The organism is Streptomyces herbicida, from assembly GCF_032656585.1.
Taxonomy (GTDB): domain Bacteria; phylum Actinomycetota; class Actinomycetes; order Streptomycetales; family Streptomycetaceae; genus Streptomyces; species Streptomyces herbicida.
The window spans coordinates 208,417-229,124 of the sequence record NZ_JAUYWJ010000004.1 but is presented as its reverse complement, the minus strand read 5'-3'; the positions used below and the strand labels follow the sequence as shown (position 1 = coordinate 229,124).

Below are 20,708 nucleotides of genomic sequence, written 5' to 3'. Positions count from 1 at the left end.
GATGTGACAGCGGTACAACTTCCCCAGCTCCCCCAGGGACGGTTCCCCCGACGCGTCCCCGTCCGCCAGGTCCTGTGCCTGGTGCCGCTCCTGCTCGTCACCGTGGCCGCGGTGCGGCACCGCTCCGTGCTCGCGGAGGGTTTCGGCCATCTGCGGACGGCCTCTTGGCCGTGGCTGCTGGCCGCGGGCGGTGCCACCTGTCTGACCTGGGTGGCCGCCGCGATCACCCGGCAGGGCGCGGTGGTGCAGCCGCTGCCGAAACGGCGGCTGCTGGCCACGCAGTTCGCGGCGGGCGCGGCGAACCATCTGCTGCCCACCGGGCTGGGCGCGAGCGCCGTGAACCTGCGGTTCATGACGGTGTGCGGCGTTCCACTCGCCCGCTCCTCGGCGGCGCTCGCGCTGTATCTCCTGGCGGAAAGCGTCGGCCGGCTGTCCCTGCTGGCGGTGCTGCTGATCGCCTTCCCGGACGCGCTGCAACTCGGCACCCTGCTGCCGCACGGGACACTGGTCCCGCTGCTCCTCGGCGCCGGTGTCCTGCTGCTGGCCGCGGCGGGCGCGCTCGCGTGCGTACGACGGCTGCGCACGGCCGTGAACTCCTTCCTGCGCACCGCGCTGGGCGAGGCCCGGTCGGTGCACGCCCGGCCCGTCCGGGCGCTGGCCCTGTGGGGCGGCTCGCTGGCGTTTCCCGCGCTGCAGGCCGCCGGCCTCGCCGCGGTGGGGCAGGCTCTCGGGCTGCCGGTGCCGCCCGCCCACATGGCGCTGGCGTATCTGGCGGCGACGGTCGCGGTCGCCCTGGTGCCCACGCCGGGCGGCCTCGGTTCCGTGGAGGCGGCGCTGATCGTGGCGCTGGTGGCGGCGGGCGGTCCGGCGGCGGTCGCCACCGCGGTGGTGCTCGCCTACCGGATCATCACGGTCTGGGTGCCGCTGGTGCCGGGTGCCCTGACGCTGGGCGCGCTGGTGCGGCTGAAGGTCATCTGAGGCAGAGTGCTCCTTCGACCCGACGGGGCGTCCGAGGCCGGCGCCCGAGGAAGGAGCCTCACCCGTGCCCGTACGTCTGGAGCGCAAGGATCACGTCACCACGGTCGTCCTCTCCCGCCCGGAGGTCCGCAACGCCGTGGACGGCCCGACGGCGGCGGAACTCGCCGCGGCCTTCAGGGCCTTCGAGGCCGACGACAACGCCCGGGTGGCGGTGCTGTGGGGTGAGGGCGGCACGTTCTGCGCCGGCGCGGACCTGAAGGCGATGGGCACGGACCGGGGCAACCGGGTCGCCGAGGACGGCGACGGCCCGATGGGTCCGACCCGGCTGCGGCTGTCCAAGCCGGTGATCGCGGCGGTCGCCGGGCACGCCGTCGCCGGAGGTCTGGAGCTCGCTCTGTGGTGCGACCTCAGGGTCGCGGAGGAGGACGCGGTGTTCGGCGTGTACTGCCGCCGCTGGGGCGTCCCGCTCATCGACGGCGGCACCGTACGGCTGCCCCGGCTGATCGGCACCTCCCGGGCGATGGACATGATCCTCACCGGCCGCCCGGTACCGGCCCGGGAGGCCTACGAGATCGGGCTGGCCAACCGGCTCGTCCCCACCGGCCGGGCCCGCCAGGAGGCGGAGGAGCTGGCGGCGTCCGTGGCCCGTTTCCCGCAGGCGTGCCTGCGCGGCGACCGGGCCTCGGTCCTCGATCAGGACGGGCTGGCCGAGCCGGCCGCGATGCGGGGTGAACTCCAGTACGGAATGGACGTCTTGGCCCAGGCGCTGGAGGGCGCGGCACGGTTCGCCGGGGGTGCCGGCCGGCACGGGTCGTTCACGGAGCTGTGAGCGAACCCGGTACCGATGACGCCCCGTTCGGGACGGATCGCCGGGTCCTCGGTGCCGGACGGGTGCGAACTCCCGTGCCGGATACGGCAGGATGAGCGGTCGCGCCGGTCGACGACGCCGTACGGCCCGGTGCGACCGCACATCCCGGAAACGAGCAGGTGACATCGTGACGAGACTTCACATCCGGCCGCCGGCGGCACCGTCCGCCGCAGCTTCCCGACCCGGAGGTGACCAGTGAACCGCGCGCTGACCCTGGACGACCTGATCCTCGCCGGCGTGGCGCTGGCGGCCGGTCTGCTGGCGGCCTTCCTGTCGCGCATGCTGCTGCGCTGGCTGGCCAAGCACGCCAAGCGGACCCGTTGGAGCGGCGACGACGTGATGGTGGACGCACTGCGCACCGTCGTGCCCTGGGCGGCGATCGCGGGCGGTGCGGCCGCCGCGGCGGCGGTGCTGCCGCTGACCAGGACGGTCCAGCACCACACCAACCAGTGCCTCCAGGTGCTGCTCATCTTCGCGGTGACCGTGTCGGCGGCCCGGGTGATCGCCGGTCTGGTGCAATCGGTCACCCAGTCCCGCTCCGGCGTCGCCGGTTCGGCCACGATCTTCGTCAACATCACCCGGGTGCTGGTCATGGCGATCGGCTTCCTGGTGGTGCTGCAGACGCTGGGCATCTCCATAGCGCCGCTGCTCACCGCCCTGGGCGTCGGCGGTCTGGCCGTCGCGCTGGCCCTCCAGGACACCCTCGCCAACCTCTTCGCGGGCATCCACATCCTCGCCTCCAAGACCGTCCAGCCGGGCGACTACATCCGGCTGAGCAGTGGTGAGGAGGGGTACGTCGTGGACATCAACTGGCGTCAGACGACGGTCCGCCAGCTCTCCAACAACCTGGTGGTCGTGCCCAACGGGCAGCTCGCGAAGACGAACATGACCAACTTCACCCGGCCCGAGCAGCGGCTGACCATCCTGGTGCAGGTGGGCGTGAGCTACGACAGCGACCTCGACCAGGTCGAGCGCGTCACGACCGAGGTGATCGCCGAGACGATGACCGAGATCACCGGCGCACTGCCGGACCATGAGCCCGCCATCCGCTTCCACACCTTCGGCGACTCCCGGATCGGCTTCACGGTGATCCTCGGCGTGGGCGAGTTCAGCGACCAGTACCGGATCAAGCACGAGTTCATCAAGCGCCTGCACCGCTGCTACCGCGAGGAGGGCATCCGCATCCCGTCCCCCACCCGGACGGTGGCACTGCAGCAGGGCGCGGTGGTGATTCCGCAGCAGCGCACCGCCGACGAGGTGGCGTCGAGCCCGGCCGCCTTCGAGTAGCGGCCGGGAGGCTCGTGGGGTCCGTGGGGCGGTCGCCGTATGCTCGGAAGCGGCATGACTCCTCTCCCGGACCCCTCGATCCCGGACCCGGACCCGTCGATCCCAGACCCGGCGGCCCCGGACCCGTCGATCCCGGATCCCGCGACCCGCTCGCTCGACCAACGGCTGGACACGATCGCCCGGCATCCGTTCCGGGCGAAGTTCCGGCTGCGGGGGCGGGATCTGGCCACCGCCGAGCTCCAGGGGCCCGCCACGATCCGCTGGCACGCCTACGACCTGATCGCCAGGCGGCTGGCACCGGCCGAGCCGTACAAGGACGGCAGGCAGACCCCGTACCGGGGCCACCCGGTCTTCGTCGCCCAGCACGCGACCGCGACCTGCTGCCGCACCTGCCTCCAGCGCTGGCATCACATCCCCAAGGGACGTGAGCTGACCCGCGCGGAGCGCGTCTACGTGGTGGACGTGATCTGCCGCTGGATCGAGCGCGAGGTGGCGGGCGGTCGGACACCCGCCCGCCACCGCTCGGCGCCCTAGGTGTCAGAGCGTGGCCGAGTTGTCGTGGTGGTGCCCGCCGCGCAGACTGTGCGGCGCAACGAGGGACGAGGCCACCTTGTTGACCGTCCAGTCGGGGTGACCGGGCATGCGCGGGGTCGTCGTGCCGTACAGCCAGTCGCGCAGAAAGCCGGACTGGTCCTGTCCGGTGACCTCCGAGGCGACGGCGATGTAGTCCTCCGTCGTCGCCGAGGCGTTGCGGAAGCGGTCCAGGAAGGCGCGCTCGACGGCATGGAAGGCGTCCTCGCCGACCAGCTGCCGGAACGCGTACAGGACCAGCACGCCGCCCAGGTAGCGCTGGCTGTCGAAGAGGTTGACCGCGTTGGGGGCGGCGACGGGACCGGAGTCGTGCCGCCACTGGTCGCCGCGCGCGTAGGTGTCCTTCATCCGGGCCTCCATGGTGGTCAGACCCAGGGAGTCGGCCCAGCCGCGCTCATAGCGGTAGAGCAGCCCGTAGAAGTCGGCGTGGCCCTCGTTCAGCCACAGGTCGGCCCAGGTGGCGGGGCTGACCATGTTGCCGAAGTAGGAGTGGACCAGCTCGTGCATCATGTGCGAGCCGATCTTCTTCTCCTCCTGGAGCAGGAAGTTCGGCTTGTACAGGGTGAGTGTCTGGGTCTCCAGGCCCGTGAAGTCGAAGGCCTTCGGGTCGTCGGAGTTGCACGGCAGCAGTCCGTACGTCTCGAAGGGGAAGGCGCCCAGGCGCGCCTCGAGCCACTCGACGAGGCCGGGGGTCAGGGCGAGCGCCGGCTCCAGGGCGGTGGCCCGGGCGGTCGGTACGACGTCGCGCAGCGGCAGGCCGTGCGGGCCCTGCCGGTCCTTGACCAGGTAGTCGCCGACGGTGATCTGGACCAGCTCGGTGGCGATCGGGGAGCGCGAGCGGTACGAGTACGCGGTCCGGTCACCGTCGACGGGCTCGGTGCAGGTGAGAAGGCCGCCTGCGACACCACGCAGCCCGTTCGGGACGGTGATGCGGAAGCTGAAGTCCGCCTTGTCCGACGGGTGGTCGTTGCACGGGAAGACGGTGTGCGCGGAGTTCGGCTGGGGGCAGACCGCGAACCCGTCGGGGGTGGGCACCCAGGCGGTGTGCGCGAGGGTGCGGCGCGGGTCGGCGGAGTACTCGACGCAGACGGTCGTCCGCGCCCCCGCCGGAAGCTCCCGCTCGGGCGTCACCCGCAGTTTCTCGTCGGCCTGCTCGAAGGCGGCGGTGCGGCCCCCGACGCGTACGGAGCGTATGTCCAGGCCGAGCGCGTCGAGGGAGAAACGGGTGAGGGCCTGGGTGGTGCGGATCTTCAGGGTGGCGGTGGCGTCGACGAGCTTGGTCGTGGCGTCGTACGCGAGGTCCAGGTGGTACGAGTGGACGCGGTAGCCGTCATTGCCGAGGGCCGGGAAGACGGGGTCCCCGAGAGTCTCCGGGCCCGGAGTTCCCTGGTCGTCCCCCGTGCCGGGCCGTGCGTGGGCCGTGGTGCCCACGGTCAGTGCGGTCGCCGTGCCGATCAGGACGGCAGCCGGGGCCGTCACTCTGCTGCGATATCTCATGGTCCGCTTTCGCTCGGGCGGCCGGGTGGTCGGTCCGGCCGTCGGTGAGTGGGCGATCGTCTTGTCATGACCACCGGACCCACCGATTCGGTTGCACCGAACGGCGATCTTTCGAGTCACGGGCCCCTGTCGAGTCGGGGGCGGTCACGAGATATCTTGATGTCGAGCAATGTTGCAGACGTGGAGCGGAGCACCCGGTGACTGACTCGACCATCATCTACACCTACACAGACGAGGCCCCGGCCCTGGCGACGCATTCGTTCCTGCCGGTGATCCAGGCGTATGCCTCGCAGGCCGGTGTCACAGTCGACACCCGCGACATCTCGCTGGCCGGGCGCATCATCGCCGTCTTCCCGGAGTACCTGAACGAGGACCAGCGCATCCCCGACGCGCTGTCCGAGCTGGGCGAGCTGGCCAAGACCCCCGAAGCCAACATCATCAAGCTGCCGAACATCTCGGCGTCGATCCCGCAGCTCAAGGCCGCCGTCGCCGAGCTGCAGGGCAAGGGCTACGCACTGCCGGACTACCCGGACGACCCGAAGTCGGACGAGGAGCGCGAGATCCGCGCCCGTTACGACAAGATCAAGGGCTCGGCCGTCAACCCGGTGCTGCGCGAGGGCAACTCCGACCGCCGCGCCCCCGCGTCGGTCAAGAACTACGCCAAGACCCACCCGCACCGCATGGGTGCCTGGAGCTCCGACTCCAAGACCAACGTGGCGACCATGGGCGTGGACGACTTCCGCTCCACCGAGAAGTCCACGGTGATCTCCAAGGCCGGTTCGCTGCGCATCGAGCTCAAGGGCGACGACGGCTCCACCACCGTGCTGCGCGAGTCGGTACCGGTCCTCGAGGGCGAGGTCGTCGACGCCTCCGTGATGCGCGTCGCCGCGCTGCGCGAGTTCCTGACCGCGCAGGTCGCCCGCGCCAAGGAGGAGGGCGTCCTGTTCTCCGTGCACCTGAAGGCCACGATGATGAAGGTCTCCGACCCCATCGTCTTCGGTCACGTGGTGCGCGCCTTCTTCCCGAAGACGTTCGCGAAGTACGGCGAGACGTTCGCCGCGGCCGGTCTGACCCCGAACGACGGTCTGGGCGGCATCCTCAAGGGCGTCGAGGCCCTGCCCGAGGGCGCCGGGATCAAGGCCTCCTTCGAGGCCGAGCTCGCCGAGGGCCCGGCGCTGGCGATGGTCGACTCCGACAAGGGCATCACCAACCTGCACGTGCCGTCCGACGTCATCGTCGACGCCTCCATGCCGGCCATGATCCGCACCTCCGGCCACATGTGGGGCCCGGACGGCCAGGAGGCCGACACCCTCGCGGTGCTGCCGGACTCCTCCTACTCCGGCGTCTACCAGGCCGTCATCGAGGACTGCCGGGCCAACGGCGCCTACGACCCGTCCACCATGGGCTCCGTCCCGAACGTCGGTCTGATGGCGCAGAAGGCCGAGGAGTACGGCTCCCACGACAAGACCTTCGAGATCCCGACCACGGGTACCGTCCGCCTGGTCGACGAGGACGGCAACGCCGTCCTGGAGCAGACCGTCTCGGCCGGCGACATCTTCCGCGCCTGCCAGACCAAGGACGCCCCGATCAAGGACTGGGTGAAGCTGGCCGTCACCCGCGCCCGCGCCACCGGCGACCCGGCCGTGTTCTGGCTGGACGAGACGCGCGCGCACGACGCCAACCTGATCGCCAAGGTCAACGCCTACCTGTCGGAGCACGACACCGAGGGCCTGGACATCCGCGTCCTGTCCCCCGTCGAGGCCACCAAGCTGTCGGTGGAGCGCATCCGCCGCGGTGAGAACACCATCTCGGTGACCGGCAACGTCCTGCGTGACTACCTCACCGACCTCTTCCCCATCCTGGAGCTGGGCACCAGCGCCAAGATGCTGTCGGTCGTCCCGCTGATGGCGGGCGGCGGCCTGTTCGAGACGGGTGCCGGCGGTTCCGCGCCGAAGCACGTCCAGCAGCTGGTCAAGGAGAACTACCTGCGCTGGGACTCGCTCGGTGAGTTCTTCGCCCTGGTCCCGGCCTTCGAGCAGTACGGCAAGACCACCGGCAACGCCCGCGCCCAGGTCCTCGCCGACACCCTCGACCGCGCCACGGCGACCTTCCTCAACGAGGACAAGTCCCCGACCCGTCGCGTCGGCGGCATCGACAACCGCGGCAGCCACTTCTACCTGTCCCTGTACTGGGCGCAGGAGCTGGCGCGCCAGACCGACGACGCCGACCTGGCCAAGGCCTTCGCCGCGATCGCCGAGACGCTCGCCGCCAACGAGCAGAAGATCGTCGACGAGCTGATCGCGGTCCAGGGCTCCCCGGCCGACATCGGCGGCTACTACCAGCCGGAGAAGGCCAAGGCGGACGCGATCATGCGCCCGTCGGCCACCTGGAACGAGGCGCTCGCGTCCCTGAGCTGACGCCCGACGCCTGCGGCACACCAGCCGCCCCATGAGGAACCCCGCCCCGGTCGGCACCCCCGACCGGGGCGGAGGTATTTCCCGACGGGGCCGGGGCTGCGCGGGCGGCCGGGCTCCGGTCCGTGAAGTGTGCGACAGCGATGATGAATCGGCCGAAGGCCGAGGACCCGCGGCGGTGCCGGTGCCGGTGAGGATCCTCCCGGTGTGACCGGGGGGCGCTGTCGGTGGCCTCGGGCATCCCCGCCGGCCCGCGCGTGTCACCTACCGCCGCGAGCCGGGGCTCCGGGTCCGCTTCGACCGCCTCCATCCGCCCGGCGGGCCGAGTCGACCGCCCGCACGCCGTCGGCCGACCGGCTCGGGGTGATCGTCCCGAGGAGGCCCTCACCAGTCCCGCGTGGCGATCAGTTCCTCCACATCCGCGTCGGCGAAGCCATAGGCGTGGGCGACGAACCAGAAGTCCTCGGCTATCTCCTCGCGGGCCACGGTCTCGATCTCGCTGTCGGCCGCCTCGAACTCGGCCTGCAGGTCGTTGAACTCGTCCGTGGCCGCCTGGGTCAGGACGTACAGCGCGGCCAGGTCTGCCGGTCGCTCCGTCTCGATGCGCTCGCACAGGCGCAGCAGGATCTCCCTGCCCCGGTCCACCACCCGGTCGGGGTAGTAGTCGTCCCGGTACAGGCCCCGCAGAAACGGATGCTCGATCACCTGCTCGTTGCTGATAGCCATGCCGGCCCGCCTTGGTCGTCGCTCGATGTGGCACCTTCGATCATGCAGCACGCCACTGACAACGCCCCGGGAGCAGCCCGTGAACCCTGCCGCCGCACCGTCCTTCGAGCTCCTGCCCGGCTCCGACGACTCCCCGGTGATCCTGCATGTGCCGCACTCCGCACGGGAGATACCGGCCGAGGTGCGCAGGGGCATCGTGCTGGACGACACGGCGCTGGAGCGCGAGCTCGACCACATCGTCGACGCGCACACGGCCGAGATCGCGCAGGCCGCGGCGGAGCTGGCCGGTTCGACCCCCTGGCGGTTCGTGAACCGGCTGTCGCGGCTGGTGGTCGACCCGGAGCGGTTCCCGGACGAGCGGGAGGAGATGCTCTCCGTCGGGATGGGCGCCGTCTACACCCGGACCACGCACGGGGCTCCCCTGCGGCCCGAGGACACCGACCCCGCGCCGCTGCTGGACCGCTACTTCCGGCCGTACGCGCGGGCGATGACCGAGGCGGTGCGCGACCGGCTCGCCGCCACCGGACGGGCCGTAGTGATCGACGTCCACTCCTATCCCACCCGGCGGCTGCCCTACGAGCTGCACGGCGAGGGCCCACGGCCGCCGGTCTGCGTGGGCACCGACGCCTTCCACACGCCGGCCGGGCTGGCGGAGCTGGCCCGCGAGGAGTTCGCCGGGTGCGGCGAGACGGGTCTCGACAGTCCCTTCAGCGGAGCTTACGTACCGCTGGAGTTCTACGGGAAGGACCCGCGGGTCGGCGCGCTGATGGTGGAGATCCGCCGGGACACGTACATGACCGAGCCCGGCGGACCGGCCGGGCCGGGGCTGTCCCGGCTGGCGTCGGCGCTGGCCGCCCTGATCGACGGCGTGGACGGCGTCGCCGTCGGCGGCTGATCCTTCCCGGAGCACTCCTCCTGGAGCACTTCTGCAGGACAGCCGCCGGACCCCGTACCAGGGTGGAGGGCATGACGGAGGACGCCGGCACGGAGCGGGGCACGGTCATCGGCCGGGCCGCGCCGCCCGTGCGGGACTGGCCCGCCCTCGAACTGGAGGGGACGGAGTTCGACCCGGTCCTCGCGGACCTCATGCGCGAGGGTCCGCTGACCCGTATCCGCCTCCCGTTCGGCGACGGCTGGGCGTGGCTGGCCACCCGCTACGCGGACGTCAGGGCGATCACCACCGATCCGCGGTTCAGCCGCGCCGAGCTGACCCGGCGCCAGGTGACCCGGCTGGCCCCGCACTTCAAGCCGCGCCCGGGTTCGCCGGCGTTCGCCGACCAGCCCGACCACAACCGGCTGCGCCGGCCGATCGCCGGGGCGTTCACGGCGGCGGCGATGCAGCGGCTGCGGCCCCGCGCGCAGGAGATCCTCGACGGGATCATGGACGGGGTCGTACGGGACGGGCCGCCGGCCGATCTGATCGACCGGGTGCTGGAGCCCTTCCCGATCGCCGTGGTCAGCGAGGTCATGGGCGTGCCTGCCGCCGACCGGGAGCGGGTGCACGGCTGGACACGGCAGATCATCTCCACCTCCGGTGGCGCCGAGGCCGCCGACCGGGCGAAGAACGGCCTGTACGGCTGGATCGCCGAGACGATCCGGGCCCGCGCCGACAGCACCGACGACTCGGTGTACTCGCTGCTCGGCGCCGCGGCGGCACGGGGCGGGATCAGCGAGGAGGAGGCGGCCGGCCTCGCGGGTCCGCTGCAGATCGGGGGTGAGGCGGTCACCCACAACTGCGGCCAGATGCTGTTCCTGATGCTCACCCGGCCCGAGCTGCTGGACCGGATGCGTACCCGTCCCGAGGCGCGCGGCACCGTCCTCGACGAGCTGCTGCGTTACATCCCGCACCGCAGCACCGTGGGCCTGGCCCGCGTCGCCCTGGAGGACGTCGACGTGCGGGGCGTGCGGATCGGCGCCGGCGAGCCGGTGTACGTCTCCTATCTGGCCGCCAATCGCGACCCGGAGGTCTTTCCCGACCCGGAACGCATCGACCCCGACCGCGACCCGAACCCGCACCTCGCCTTCGGCAACGGCCCGCATTACTGCACCGGCGCCGTCCTCGGCAGACTGCAGACCGAACTGCTGATCGATGCCGTACTGGACCGCCTGCCGGGCCTGCGTCTGGCAGTTCCGCCCGACGAGGTGACCTGGCGCCGTAAGACGATGATCCGCGGCCCGCAGACCCTGCCGGTCACCTGGTAGGGCCGCGGACCCTGCGGGCAGGGTCCGCGGACAGGGGTGGGAAGGTCAGGCCTTGAGCCATTCCGTCACGATGACGTTTCCCCCGGTGCGCAGGCGCAGTGCGAACGGACCCGCGGGAGGTGTGTCGCTGGTGAAGCGGCCCATCGCGTCCACCGGGACCTGGGCCGCCGCCTGGGGGCCGCCGAGCACCTCGATCCGGGCCTGCTGCGGCGGCAGCACCTGCCCCATCAGACCCGCACCGGTGACCTCGAGGTCGACGGTCAGCTCGCCCGCGCGGAAGGTCAGCATCCGCGGCGGATCCGTCGCTCCCCGCACCGGGATCGCGTCGACCAGGGAGTCGAAGGTCAGCTCGGCGATGCCGGCCTCGAGGTCGTGCAACGCATAGGCCTCGATGGCCAGTTGGCGCAGCTCGGCCGGGACCGGATCCAGTATGGCGGCCGCCTGGCGCAGTTCCTCCTCCAGGAGTCCGGCATCGAACTCGGCGTCGAAGTCGGCATCCGCGAACGCCTCGTCAGGGGCGAACCCGTCGTCGCCCGTGCCGTTCACGCCGCCGTTCGTCTCACCGTTCGTGTCGCCGTTCATCTCGCTCACCGCGCCCCCCGTGCGTCCAGTCGCGCCCTCAACCTGCGCAGACAGCGCTGACGCAGCGGTCCGATGCTGCCCACCGCGATGCCCAGTGCGGCGGACACCTCGACATAGCTCGGCGGCGGCGAGGCCATCAGGACCCGCAGCAACTGCCTGCAGCGCTCGCCGAGTTCCTCGAACTCCTGCCACAGCCACCGGATTCGCTCGGCCTCTGCGGCCTCCTCCTCGGAGTCGATCAGCGACTGCTCGGGCGTGCGGTCCTCGCTGACCCGGTCCAGCACCTGCGGATCGTCGGTCGGCATCAGCCGCGTCAGGCCCCTGATCACCTTCAGGCACTCGTGCCGCGCCGTGCTGGCCAGCCAGGACCCCGCCTTGTCGGGTTCCCGGATCCGGCCGAGGTGCTGCGCGAAGCGGAACCACACGGTCTGGTAGACCTCGTGGCCGTCGGCGTCCGAGAGCCGGTGCGCGCGCACGACCGACCACACCAGCGGGCTCAACCCTTCAACGAGCGCTTTCCAGGCAGCCGCGTCGCCGTCGACGGCGGCGGACTGGACCAACGCGCCGACCTCTGATCGGTCCACGGCCTCACCCCTCGTGTACGGCATGTCATGGTACGCCGTGGAGGGGATGGTTCCGGCCCTCATGCGGGAGGTGCCAGTCGCACGACGGGGACCGGGCGCCAGGTCGCCGGGCGCAGGGCCGGTACGTGCGCCCCGCGCACTTCCGCGTACTCGGTGTTGTTCTCGAGGAGTTGTTTGCGCGCCGCGCGCGGGTCGCGCTCCTTGTGCGCCGTCATCTGGGCGGCGACGAGCCCTGCCGCGACCGGTGTGGCGAACGACGTCCCGCTCCACTGCGCGAACCCCTCGAACATCACCTGGTCCGGCTTGGCCGAGGTGCTCTCCCGTCCCTCGCTCAACACGCCGGTGTGGCGCGGGTACTGGCAGGTGCAGGCATAGGTGAAGCCGAACCGGCAGGCCTCGTAGGTGGAGTGCTGGTAGACGTACGGCACCGGCACGTCGAAGCCGGTGAGGGCGCTGGTGAGGCGCTCGCCGGGGGCGTAGGCCTTCACCCAGGAGCCGTGGTTGCTGAAGCAGGCGCCGAACTCGCCGTCGCCGCGCAGCGCTCCGACCGACAGGACGGCGTCCTCGTAGTCGGGCAGGGAGGCGTAGGCGGCGGGCCAGAACGGGGTGGCGCTGCCGTTGTTGCCGGCCGCGGCGACCAAGAGGGAGCCCTGGGCGCGCAGTTCCCGCATGAAGGCGTCGATGCCGAGCAGACCGTCGGTACGGCCGTTGGAGGTCCCCGCGGAGAGGCTGATGATGTCGGGCCAGCCGCCCCGGTCGACAGCCTCGAAGAGCTTGGCGCCGAAGTCCGACTCCAGGACGGCGCCCGCGTCGTTCAGGGTGTTGCGGACGGTGACGTCCGTGTTGGGCGCCACGGCCGCGACGAGCCCGGCGATGAACGTGCCGTGCCCGACGTACTGCTGGAGGATGCCCGCCTCGTCGGTCTCCCTGATCTGGCCGTCGCCCTCGGTGTGGGCGAGCAGCGGGTAGGACCGGTAGTCGTGCATCAGGCCGGTGTCGATGACGAGGACTCCGACGGCGGTGTCCTGGTCGTAAGGCGTCTCGGCCGTCGCCGGGTTCGGTGGCTGGGTGAGTGGGGCGGGTACTGGTTCGTCGCCTGGACAGGCGTTGACCGCGATCGAGACCACGTGGTTGCGGCTGATCAGCCGGTGTCCCCGGCGTCCCTCCGCCTCACGCATGGCCCGCAGTGCGTGCGCGACCGCCCGGTCGCCGCTGCGGTCGCCATGGCCCGGGTCGCCGACCTGGATGCGGGTGATGCCCGTCCGGTTCTCCACCGGGCCCGCCCGGCGCACATGGTCCGCGACCAGGCCGGTGGTCTCCGTGAAGTGCGCGCGCACGGTGTCCTCGACGGCCTGTGCCTCTTCACCGTCGCGGGCCAGCACGACGCCCTTTTCGTAGAAGAACTCGGCGGAGTCGTCCGGTCCCATCGCCAGGGGGACGTCCGGCATGGAGCGTTGGATCTGGTCGAACTGCTCGTGGAATCGCTGAGGTGCCATGGCGTGTCCTCCCACAGGTGCGGCGGTCGTCAGTCAGAGCGGCGGAACCATCGATTGATACAGCCGACGGGGACCGGACCAAACCCGTATGACGTGTATGACGGGTATCCAGAGGCCACTAACATCCGAGGGGTGACAGCGGGAAGCGACTCGGTTCTCGAACTGCTGCCGATGGTGTTCGCCGCTCCCAATGAGGCGCTGGCGAGGGCGGAGCTGGTGCTCGACACCGATCCGCCGCCGTTGCACGCCTCCGTCGCGCACCAGGTGATCGGCATCTGGCAGCGGGACTTCGGCGACATGCGCATCGCCCTGCGCCATCTGTGGCGCGCCCGCGACCTCGCCGCGCGCGCGGAGACGCCGGACCGGGAGGCGGACGTCCTCGCCACGCTGGGGGTCGCACTGGTGCATGCGGGGCGCACACGGCAGGGTCTTTCGGCGTTCGAGCGCGGTGTCGCGCGCGGCAGCGGGCACACCCGGGCCCGCGTCCTGTACCGCCGCGCCTACGTCTGGTGGGTACTGGGTCACCATCGGGAGGCCCTGGAGGACGTACGCCGCGCCATCCCCGTCCTCCGGCAGGCGGACGACGTCATCTGGACGGCACGGGCGCTGACTCTGCGGGCGACGGTGCATCTGGCACTCGGTGCGGTGGACCGGGCCGACGCCGACTTCACCGCGGCCGAACGGCTGTGGGACACCACGGGCCAGGAGCACGACAAGGCCGACGCGGTGGAGAGCCGGGGCCTGACGGCGTTCCGGTCGGGTGACATTCCGGCGGCGCTGCGGCTGCTGGACGAGGCCGAGGAGCGGTACGCCAAGCTCGGCACGCCCACCTTCATGCTCTTCATCCGGCGCTGCGAGGTGCTGATGGCCGCCGGGCTGGCCCCGGAGGCGCTGGCCGAGGCGGACGCGGCGATCGCGGTGCTCGACGAGATCGGCGGGCAGTCCACCCGCAAGGCCGAACTGCTGCTCGCCGCCGCGCGGGCCGCCCGGTCGGCCGGGGACCCGCACACCGCCATCGCCCGGGCCGCCGTCGCCGTACGGCTGTTCGCCGGGCAGCGGCGCACCTGGTGGGAGACCCACGCACGGCTGGTGCTGATCGAGGCCCGGGTGGCTGCGGGGCGCAGTTCGGGGCGGCTGGTCGCCGACGCGGCCGCGGTGGCCGAGCGGCTGGCGTCCTTCGGTTCGCCGTCCGCGCCGGAGGCCTCCCTGCTCGCGGGCCGGATCGCCCTCTCCCTCGGCTGGACGGCGGACGCGGAGCGGCATCTGGCCGTGGCCGCGCGCAGCAGACGCGGCGGGCCGCCGCTGGCCCGGATGACGGGATGGGCCGCGCAGGCGCTGCGGGCGCGGGCGGCAGGCTCCGGGCGGGGGGTCCTGGAGGCCTGCCGGCGCGGTCTGGACGTGCTCGACGACCATCGGATGACGCTGGGCGCCTCGGAGCTCAGGGCCCGGGCCACCGCGCAGGGTGCGGAACTCGCCGCACTGGCCCAGCAGGCCAGTCTCGACCAGGGCGGTCCACGGCGGCTGCTGGTGTGGAGCGAGCGCTGGCGGGCCACGGTACTGTCCGCGCCGCCCACCCGGCCGCCCGCCGATCCCGCGCTGCTGAGCGGCCTGACCGCGTTCCGGGAGATCGCGGCCCGTGCGGAGGCCGCCCGCATGGACGGCCGCCCGGTGCCCGCCCTGGAGCGCGAACAGCGGCGCCTGGAACGGGAGATCCGTTCCCGCACCCACCACATGCACGGTGATGCGCCCGGCTACGGGGACCGTTTCGACCCCGGCCGGCTCCTCGACCGGCTCGGCGACGGGCGGCTGGTGGAACTCGCGGTGCTCGACGGGCGGGTGCATGTGCTGCTGTGCGGGCAGGGGCGGGTACGACGGTTCGACGGCGGGGCGCTCGCGGAGGCGGTGGCCGAGGCGGAGCACGTCCAGGCGGGGCTGCGGCGCCTGGCGCACCCGGGGGCGGAGGGCCGGTTGCCGCTGGTCGAGGCGGCCGGGCGGCGGCTGGAGGAGCTGCTGCTGGGCGGGGCCGTACCGCACCTCGGGTCCGGGCCGGTCGTGGTGGTGCCGCCCGGCGCGTTGCACCGCGTGCCCTGGGCGCTGCTGCCCTCGCTGCGGGACCGGGTGCTCAGTGTGTCGCCGTCGGCGAGCAGTTGGCTGCGGGCCCGGGAGACGGAGCCGCCGCCGGGCGGGGCGCATGTCCTGGTACGCGGGCCGGGGCTGGCCACCGGCGGCGCCGAAGTGCCGGAGCTGGCGGACCGGTACGGCACCGCGAAGGTCCTGGAGTACGACGACGCCCAGGTGCCCCAGGTGCTGGAGGAGCTCGACGGCGCCGCGCTGGCCCATATCGCGGCGCACGGCACGTTCCGGGCGGACAGCCCCCTGTTCTCCTCGCTGCGGATGGCCGACGGCCCGCTCATCGTGCATGATTTCGAGCGTCTCGACCGCAGCCCGTACCGGATCATCCTGTCCAGCTGCGACACCGCCCGGCTCGCCTCGGTCGGCGCCGACGAGCTGCTCGGTCTGGTCACGGCGCTGCTGCCGCTGGGCACGGCCGGGGTGGTGGCGAGCAGCGCGCCGGTCAACGACGCGGCGGTGGTGCCGCTGATGCTCGCCCTGCACAAGGGTCTGGGCGCCGGCCTCTCCCTGGCCGAGGCCCTCCGCGACGCCCGCTTCGCACTGCCCGGCGACACGGTGCACCAGGCGACGGGGTGGGCGTTCGCGGCGTTCGGGGCAGCGTGAGGCGAGGGGCGGACGAGACGCACGGCCCGGCACCGGGCTCGCGCCTGCCCGCCCCGCCCCGGGCGAGCCTCAGGCCGACTCGGTGTCGGGCAGGTCGACCAGCCAGGGCAGGGCGCCTCGGTCGGTGGCGCCGAGGCGGGTGTAGGCGCTGTAGAGGTGGTTGCCGACGGTGCGGATCGACAGGGTCAGTTGTTCGGCGATCTGCCGGTTGCTCAGCCCGGCGGCCGCCAGGGTGACGATCTGCCGCTGCCGGGCGGTGAGTTCGCCGAGGACCAGGCCGGCCAGGGCCGGGGTGCGGGCACCCTGGCAGCGGCGGGCGAGGGCGACCGCGCGGGTGCGGGAGGTGCGGGCGGCCCGCGGGTCGCGGTGCGCGCGTACGGCCTGGGCGTGCGCCTCGGCCGCGAACAGCAGGAAGCCGCGCTCCTGCATCGCCTCGGCGGCGCGGTCCAGCGCCGCCCCGTCCCCCCGGGCCAGCGCGTCGGCATGGCGGGCGAACACCCCGTCGGCGGGCAGCCGTCCGGCGACCTGCTCGGGCATGCCGAGCCGTACGGCGTCGTAGCGGGTGTACACATCGTCCCCGGCGGCCGTCCGCGCGGCGCCGTCGACGTCCCCCCGGGCCACGGTCGCCTCGTCCGCCGCCGTCACCTCCCCCAACTGCTCGGCGGCCCGGGCGAGTTCATCGCGGCAGGACACGTCGCCCGGCGTCCACCGCAGCCCCTCCCTCGCCCAGGCCGCCGCCTCCCGCAGCTCCCCCCGGAGCCGCGCGTACCGGGCGCGTACGGCCGCGTAGCCGGCCGGCACCGGCGCGCCCTCCTCCGCCAGCCACTCCCCCACGGGCGTCGGCATCCCCCGTACGTCCAGGTCCTCGATCCCCCGTGCCAGCGCGTCCCGTTCGGCCTCCAGCGCCGCCCGGCACTGCTCCGGGGTGCGGGCCAGCCGCCGGGCCCGCAGCCGTCCGGCGGTGGCCCGCAGCGCCGGGCCGTGCAGGGGGTGGGCCAGGTGGGCGGCGCCCCGGTCGTCCACCCGGATCAGGCCGTCCGCCTCCAGGCGTTCCAGGGCCGCCAGGTCGAGGTCGTCCACCTGAGGCGGCAGGGGTCCGGCGAAGGCGAGGCGCTCCAGGGTCCCCCGCTCTGCGGGACCACGGCGGTCCAGGACCGGGGCGGTGCGCTCGCGCACGGTGGGGGTCACGGGGAGCGGCCCCCGCCACGCCCACTCGTCCGTGTCGGGTACGCGGGTCAGCAGCCCGGACTCGCGCACCGCGCCCAGCAGGTCGCGCAGCAGCCGCAGGTCGCCCCGGCACACCCGGTGCAGCCGGTTCACGGTGAGCCGCTCCAGGGCGCCGCCCGGGGCGAGCAGCCGGGCCGTGTCCTCACGGGGCAGCGGCTCCAGGGCCAGCCGCGGGAGGAGTTCACCGGTCCACAGCCGGGACACCGCGCCGGGCACCGGGGCGCCGTCCGAGACGATCACGACCAGCCGGGTGCGGCCATGCACGGCGAGCTGGTGGACCAGGGCGGCTGAGGCCTCGTCGAGCAGGTGGGCGTCGTCCACCACGAGCAGTCGTACACCGCACAGGATGTGCACCGCGCGGTGCAGCGAGACCGACTCGGGCAACAGGTGCGCGAACGCGGCGAAGGACAGCCCACGGGACTCCGGCGTCCCGGTCACCCGGGCACCGTCGGTGCCGCCGACGGCCTCCGTGACGAGCCGGGTCTTGCCGCAGCCCGCCGGTCCGGACACCACGATGCCGTGGCGTCCGGCGGTCAGGGACCGGCGGATCAGCTCCAGTTCGTCCTCCCGGCCGGTGAACGGCCAGGGCAGTTCGAGGGTCTTCGCGTCCTGTGCGTAAGTCGTCACGACATGAAGAGCCCGCATACTCACTCCTGATACAGGGGGACTTGAGTAGCCCCCGACTCAGGCGCCGGGACCGGGCCGACGGCAGGCTGGGCGCATGACCCAGCGCTACTGCTCGCTCGCGCAGCAGTCGGCCCCGTCCTTTCCGCCGGGGCTGGCCGCCGAACGCCTGAGCGCGCTGCTGAGCGGCAGCCGGATGTGGGTCAACGGCACGGTGCTGCATTACTGCTTCTTCGACTCCGACGCCGACGCCTCGGTGATCCCCGTCCCGGGGACCGGGGAGACCCGCCGGGTTTCCTGGGCGGGTGCGAAGGAACAGCAGGACGTCGTGCGCGAGTGCTTCCGGGAGTGGCAGGATCTCGGCATCGGGGTGTCGTTCGCCGAGGTCTCCGACCGCCGCGAGGCGGAGCTCAGGATCGGGTTCCAGGCCGGTGACGGTTCCTGGTCGACGGTGGGCCGGGACGCGCTCTCGATCGGTCTGAACGAGCGCACCATGAACCTGGGCTGGGACCTGACCGCGCCCGGGCAGCGCGGGACGGCCCTGCACGAGATCGGGCACGCGCTCGGCATGCTGCACGAGCACCAGAGCCCGTTCGCCGGCATCCACTGGGACGACGAGGCCGTGTACGCCGATCTGGCGGGCCCCCCGAACCACTGGAGCCGGGACAAGACGTTCTACAACATCCTGCGCAAGCTCGACCCTGCCGAGGTCAACGGCTCGGTGTGGGACCCGCAGTCCGTCATGGAGTACCCCTTCTCGTCGGGGCTGATCCTGGAGCCGGAGCAGTTCCGCGGAGGGCTGCACCCGCCCGGGGCCCTGTCCCCGGCCGACAAGGAGTTCGTGCTCCGCTGGTACCCGCCCGCGGACCGGCCCCGGCCGGCCGCGCTGCTACCGTTCCGCTCGGTGCCGCTGCGCCTCGGCCCGGCCGAGCAGGCCGACTTCGCCGTCGAGCCGCCGGAGACCCGCGAGTACACGGTGGGCACCTTCGGGGACGGCGACTGTGTGGTCGTGGTCTTCGAGGAGCGCGACGGCGAGCCGCGCTACCTCTGCGGCCGGGACGACGGGGGCGCACCGCACAACGCGGCGATCAAGGTACGGCTCGTCAAGGGCCGCCGCTATTTCGTCCGCGTCCGCCTCTACTCCACGTGGGGTTCGGGCGAGACGGCCGTCATGTGCTGGTGACAGCACAGGCCGCGACGCGGATGTCCGGGCCACAGTCCGGCGCCGGGGGAGCGGTCCGAGGACGTCACCTTCGGGGGAGGGTGACGTCCTCGGCCGCACGGCGCCTCGCGGACCCGCCTACGGGTCCTGCTGAAGACGACCCGGGGCCGGCCGGGCCCGTTGTACTCCTCCTCCACCCGTACCTCGAAACCGAGACCGCGGTGGAAGGCGACCGAGCCCCCGTTGCCGACCGTCGTGATCGCCTTGAGGCGGACGGCACCCCGCACGCGGGCCGTGTCGGTGAAGGCTCCCTACCGGGCGCGGCCGAGGCCGGTGCCGCGGGTGTCGTCGCGGGTGGCGACGAGGTGCACGTGTCCGGTCCGTGACGTCGGCGGGGGCGATCCGCGGGGCCATGGTGCCGATCATGTCAGGCCCGGTAGTCACGACGCCGAGTGCTCGGCACCTGGAGCCGCCCGGACGAACGTCTGCACCCGTCCACTTGATGGAACGGCGTGGCCGGCCCAGTCCAGGATCTGGACAGCGGCCCCGGCCGCCTCCAGGCCCTGGCAGCGGGCGTGGTGGCGGCGGGCGATGCCGTCGAGGTCGAGGTGGGCGCCGAAGGCCGGGTGCGCGGCCAGGCGCCGGGCGTAAGCCCACAGCGCCGGATGACCGGCGATGCGGTGCACCGCGGAGGCGTCCAGGTGGTGCCGGTGCACGGTGTCGAGCTGGACCAGACTCACCCACAACTCCACGTCGGCAGCGGTGAGTTGTCCGGCGACGACGTACTCCTGTCCGGCCAGCCGCCCTTCCAGCCCGCCCAGGGTGCCGAGCAGCGCGTCGAGCGCGGCGGCGCGCTCCGCCGGGCCGGCGCCGGCCCGGCCGGCGAGCTGCGCGGCCCGTTCGATGCCCTCCGCGCACAGCCGCTCGACGGTCTCGATGTCCGCCCGCGCCCCGCACGGGTAGAGCGTGGTACGGCCGTCGCCGAAGCAGCCGTCGAGGTCGCGCAGGATGTCCGGGGTGTGGGTGCTGACGATCCGTCCGGACCAGTCGTCGCCGAGCACCGGCGCGAGGGCCGGTCCGGTGTAGCGGTGCGCGCTGGCCTCGTACAGGGGACGCAGCGCCGAGTGGCCGCCGCCCGGACAGTCGGGGACCGCGGGCAGGACGGTGACCGGACAGATCTCGTCGAGGGCGAGGAGGCTGTGGCCGACGGCGATGCGCAAGCCGTCCGGACAGGCGGTGGACAGATGGAGGCGATAACGGCGCGGCACGGCGTAGTGGCCACTGCGCGCGTCCCGGCCGACCCTGCCCCGGAAGGCGGGAGGCGGCTGCTGGACGGACGGAGCGGCGGCGAGCGGAGTGATGGACATGCGTCTCCCCGGGGTACGGGCGCGCGGACGTACGCGCGGCGGAAGCGTTCGTCGGTCGATGGGCGCGAGGGGCCCGGCTCGGATCAGGGCTCGGATCAGGCGCGGATCACGGGGCTGATCGTGCGCTGCAGACACGCAGCAGGTCGACGTGCCGACGGGAGGTCAGAAGAGGCGAGGGCCCCGGCGCACGGCTCTCCCGGCCGGTGACCGCCTCAAGGCGCCTCATATTTCCCTACCCATTCACTAGGATTCCCCTCTGGAGTGTCGATCCGCCTCCGCACCACGTCAAGGGGGCGTCCACGACCGGGACACCGGGCGGGCGACGGGCGGCCGGGAGTCCCGCGACCCACGGCGTTCGAGTTGCCGA

Annotated in this window: 17 protein-coding genes and 1 pseudogene; 9 read left to right on the top strand and 9 right to left on the bottom strand. The window is 72.8% G+C overall.

The window, feature by feature from the left end; all coding sequences use genetic code 11:
• Positions 1–3: 3 nt before the first annotated feature.
• The 4 genes from Q8A52_RS10755 (at position 4) to Q8A52_RS10740 (ending at position 3,667) form a co-directional block, all read left to right on the top strand.
• Positions 4–978 (top strand): lysylphosphatidylglycerol synthase transmembrane domain-containing protein, encoded by a 975-nt coding sequence (locus tag Q8A52_RS10755; protein ID WP_316750482.1) that lies wholly within the window; start codon positions 4–6, stop codon positions 976–978.
• A gap of 64 nt (positions 979–1,042) precedes the next feature.
• Positions 1,043–1,807, top strand: coding sequence for a crotonase/enoyl-CoA hydratase family protein (locus Q8A52_RS10750; RefSeq protein ID WP_316750480.1), 765 nt, complete (start codon positions 1,043–1,045; stop codon positions 1,805–1,807).
• A 234-nt stretch (positions 1,808–2,041) separates the two neighbouring features.
• Positions 2,042–3,133 carry a mechanosensitive ion channel family protein gene (locus Q8A52_RS10745; RefSeq protein WP_316750478.1) on the top strand — a complete coding sequence of 364 codons (1,092 nt, stop codon included), beginning with the start codon at positions 2,042–2,044 and terminating at the stop codon, positions 3,131–3,133.
• A gap of 54 nt (positions 3,134–3,187) precedes the next feature.
• On the top strand, positions 3,188–3,667 hold the full coding sequence (locus Q8A52_RS10740) for a DUF4186 domain-containing protein (RefSeq protein WP_316750476.1): 480 nt from the start codon (positions 3,188–3,190) through the stop codon (positions 3,665–3,667).
• 3 nt (positions 3,668–3,670) lie between these two features.
• Here the strand turns inward: Q8A52_RS10740 and Q8A52_RS10735 are convergent, their stop codons facing one another.
• Positions 3,671–5,203 carry a M1 family metallopeptidase gene (locus Q8A52_RS10735; RefSeq protein ID WP_408649182.1) on the bottom strand — a complete coding sequence of 511 codons (1,533 nt, stop codon included), beginning with the start codon at positions 5,201–5,203 and terminating at the stop codon, positions 3,671–3,673.
• A gap of 215 nt (positions 5,204–5,418) precedes the next feature.
• On the opposite strand from Q8A52_RS10735, the gene Q8A52_RS10730 reads away from it, so the two are divergent.
• Positions 5,419–7,638 carry an NADP-dependent isocitrate dehydrogenase gene (locus tag Q8A52_RS10730; protein ID WP_316750472.1) on the top strand — a complete coding sequence of 740 codons (2,220 nt, stop codon included), beginning with the start codon at positions 5,419–5,421 and terminating at the stop codon, positions 7,636–7,638.
• Positions 7,639–8,019: 381 nt separating this feature from the next.
• On the opposite strand, the gene Q8A52_RS10725 is transcribed toward Q8A52_RS10730, so the two are convergent.
• Entirely contained in the window at positions 8,020–8,361 is a 342-nt protein-coding gene (locus Q8A52_RS10725) for a DUF5713 family protein (protein WP_316750470.1), read from the bottom strand.
• A 79-nt stretch (positions 8,362–8,440) separates the two neighbouring features.
• On the opposite strand from Q8A52_RS10725, the gene Q8A52_RS10720 reads away from it, so the two are divergent.
• Complete coding sequence (locus tag Q8A52_RS10720; protein ID WP_316750468.1) at positions 8,441–9,256, top strand: N-formylglutamate amidohydrolase; 816 nt, start codon at positions 8,441–8,443, stop codon at positions 9,254–9,256.
• A gap of 71 nt (positions 9,257–9,327) precedes the next feature.
• Complete coding sequence (locus Q8A52_RS10715; protein WP_316750466.1) at positions 9,328–10,563, top strand: cytochrome P450; 1,236 nt, start codon at positions 9,328–9,330, stop codon at positions 10,561–10,563.
• Between the two features lie 45 nt (positions 10,564–10,608).
• Here the strand turns inward: Q8A52_RS10715 and Q8A52_RS10710 are convergent, their stop codons facing one another.
• From Q8A52_RS10710 to Q8A52_RS10700, 3 genes are read right to left on the bottom strand one after another with little or no spacing between them, the layout of a single operon-like run.
• On the bottom strand, positions 10,609–11,145 hold the full coding sequence (locus Q8A52_RS10710) for a hypothetical protein (RefSeq protein ID WP_316751012.1): 537 nt from the start codon (positions 11,143–11,145) through the stop codon (positions 10,609–10,611).
• Positions 11,146–11,150: 5 nt separating this feature from the next.
• Positions 11,151–11,792: an RNA polymerase sigma factor gene (locus tag Q8A52_RS10705; protein ID WP_316750464.1), complete on the bottom strand. Its 642-nt coding sequence runs from the start codon at positions 11,790–11,792 to the stop codon at positions 11,151–11,153.
• The gene (locus tag Q8A52_RS10700; RefSeq protein WP_316750462.1) at positions 11,789–13,225 is read right to left on the bottom strand and encodes a S8/S53 family peptidase; all 1,437 of its coding nucleotides are present in this window, start codon (positions 13,223–13,225) and stop codon (positions 11,789–11,791) included. The genes Q8A52_RS10705 and Q8A52_RS10700 overlap by 4 nt, the downstream gene beginning before the upstream one ends.
• 132 nt (positions 13,226–13,357) lie before the next feature.
• On the opposite strand from Q8A52_RS10700, the gene Q8A52_RS10695 reads away from it, so the two are divergent.
• Positions 13,358–15,961: a CHAT domain-containing tetratricopeptide repeat protein gene (locus Q8A52_RS10695; protein ID WP_316750459.1), complete on the top strand. Its 2,604-nt coding sequence runs from the start codon at positions 13,358–13,360 to the stop codon at positions 15,959–15,961.
• 69 nt (positions 15,962–16,030) lie between these two features.
• On the opposite strand, the gene Q8A52_RS10690 is transcribed toward Q8A52_RS10695, so the two are convergent.
• Positions 16,031–17,815: a LuxR family transcriptional regulator AbsR2 gene (locus Q8A52_RS10690; RefSeq protein WP_316750457.1), complete on the bottom strand. Its 1,785-nt coding sequence runs from the start codon at positions 17,813–17,815 to the stop codon at positions 16,031–16,033.
• Positions 17,816–17,909: 94 nt separating this feature from the next.
• Here Q8A52_RS10690 and absR1 point away from each other — a divergent pair, with 94 nt between their 5' ends.
• Positions 17,910–18,995, top strand: coding sequence for a beta-glucuronidase AbsR1 (gene absR1 / locus Q8A52_RS10685; RefSeq protein WP_316750455.1), 1,086 nt, complete (start codon positions 17,910–17,912; stop codon positions 18,993–18,995).
• 125 nt (positions 18,996–19,120) lie between these two features.
• Here absR1 and Q8A52_RS10680 read toward each other — a convergent pair.
• The 3 genes and pseudogenes from Q8A52_RS10680 to Q8A52_RS10670 all read right to left on the bottom strand — a co-directional run.
• Positions 19,121–19,357 (bottom strand): annotated as a pseudogene (locus tag Q8A52_RS10680) (GNAT family N-acetyltransferase); the annotation flags it as partial.
• A gap of 57 nt (positions 19,358–19,414) precedes the next feature.
• Positions 19,415–20,341 (bottom strand): glutathione S-transferase C-terminal domain-containing protein, encoded by a 927-nt coding sequence (locus Q8A52_RS10675; RefSeq protein WP_316750453.1) that lies wholly within the window; start codon positions 20,339–20,341, stop codon positions 19,415–19,417.
• Between the two features lie 106 nt (positions 20,342–20,447).
• Entirely contained in the window at positions 20,448–20,567 is a 120-nt protein-coding gene (locus tag Q8A52_RS10670; protein ID WP_316750451.1) for a putative leader peptide, read from the bottom strand.
• Positions 20,568–20,708: the final 141 nt, after the last annotated feature.

Excerpts from the sequence above, each read along its gene's own strand:
- absR1 (WP_316750455.1), top strand. The coding sequence starts at position 17,910 with ATGACCCAGCGCTACTGCTCGCTCGCGCAGCAGTCGGCCCCGTCCTTT.
- Q8A52_RS10675 (WP_316750453.1), bottom strand. The coding sequence starts at position 20,341 with ATGTCCATCACTCCGCTCGCCGCCGCTCCGTCCGTCCAGCAGCCGCCT.
- Q8A52_RS10700 (WP_316750462.1), bottom strand. The coding sequence starts at position 13,225 with ATGGCACCTCAGCGATTCCACGAGCAGTTCGACCAGATCCAACGCTCC.
- Q8A52_RS10725 (WP_316750470.1), bottom strand. The coding sequence starts at position 8,361 with ATGGCTATCAGCAACGAGCAGGTGATCGAGCATCCGTTTCTGCGGGGC.
- Q8A52_RS10740 (WP_316750476.1), top strand. The coding sequence starts at position 3,188 with ATGACTCCTCTCCCGGACCCCTCGATCCCGGACCCGGACCCGTCGATC.
- Q8A52_RS10705 (WP_316750464.1), bottom strand. The coding sequence starts at position 11,792 with ATGAGGGCCGGAACCATCCCCTCCACGGCGTACCATGACATGCCGTAC.
- Q8A52_RS10715 (WP_316750466.1), top strand. The coding sequence starts at position 9,328 with ATGACGGAGGACGCCGGCACGGAGCGGGGCACGGTCATCGGCCGGGCC.
- Q8A52_RS10710 (WP_316751012.1), bottom strand. The coding sequence starts at position 11,145 with ATGAACGGCGACACGAACGGTGAGACGAACGGCGGCGTGAACGGCACG.
- Q8A52_RS10670 (WP_316750451.1), bottom strand. The coding sequence starts at position 20,567 with ATGAGGCGCCTTGAGGCGGTCACCGGCCGGGAGAGCCGTGCGCCGGGG.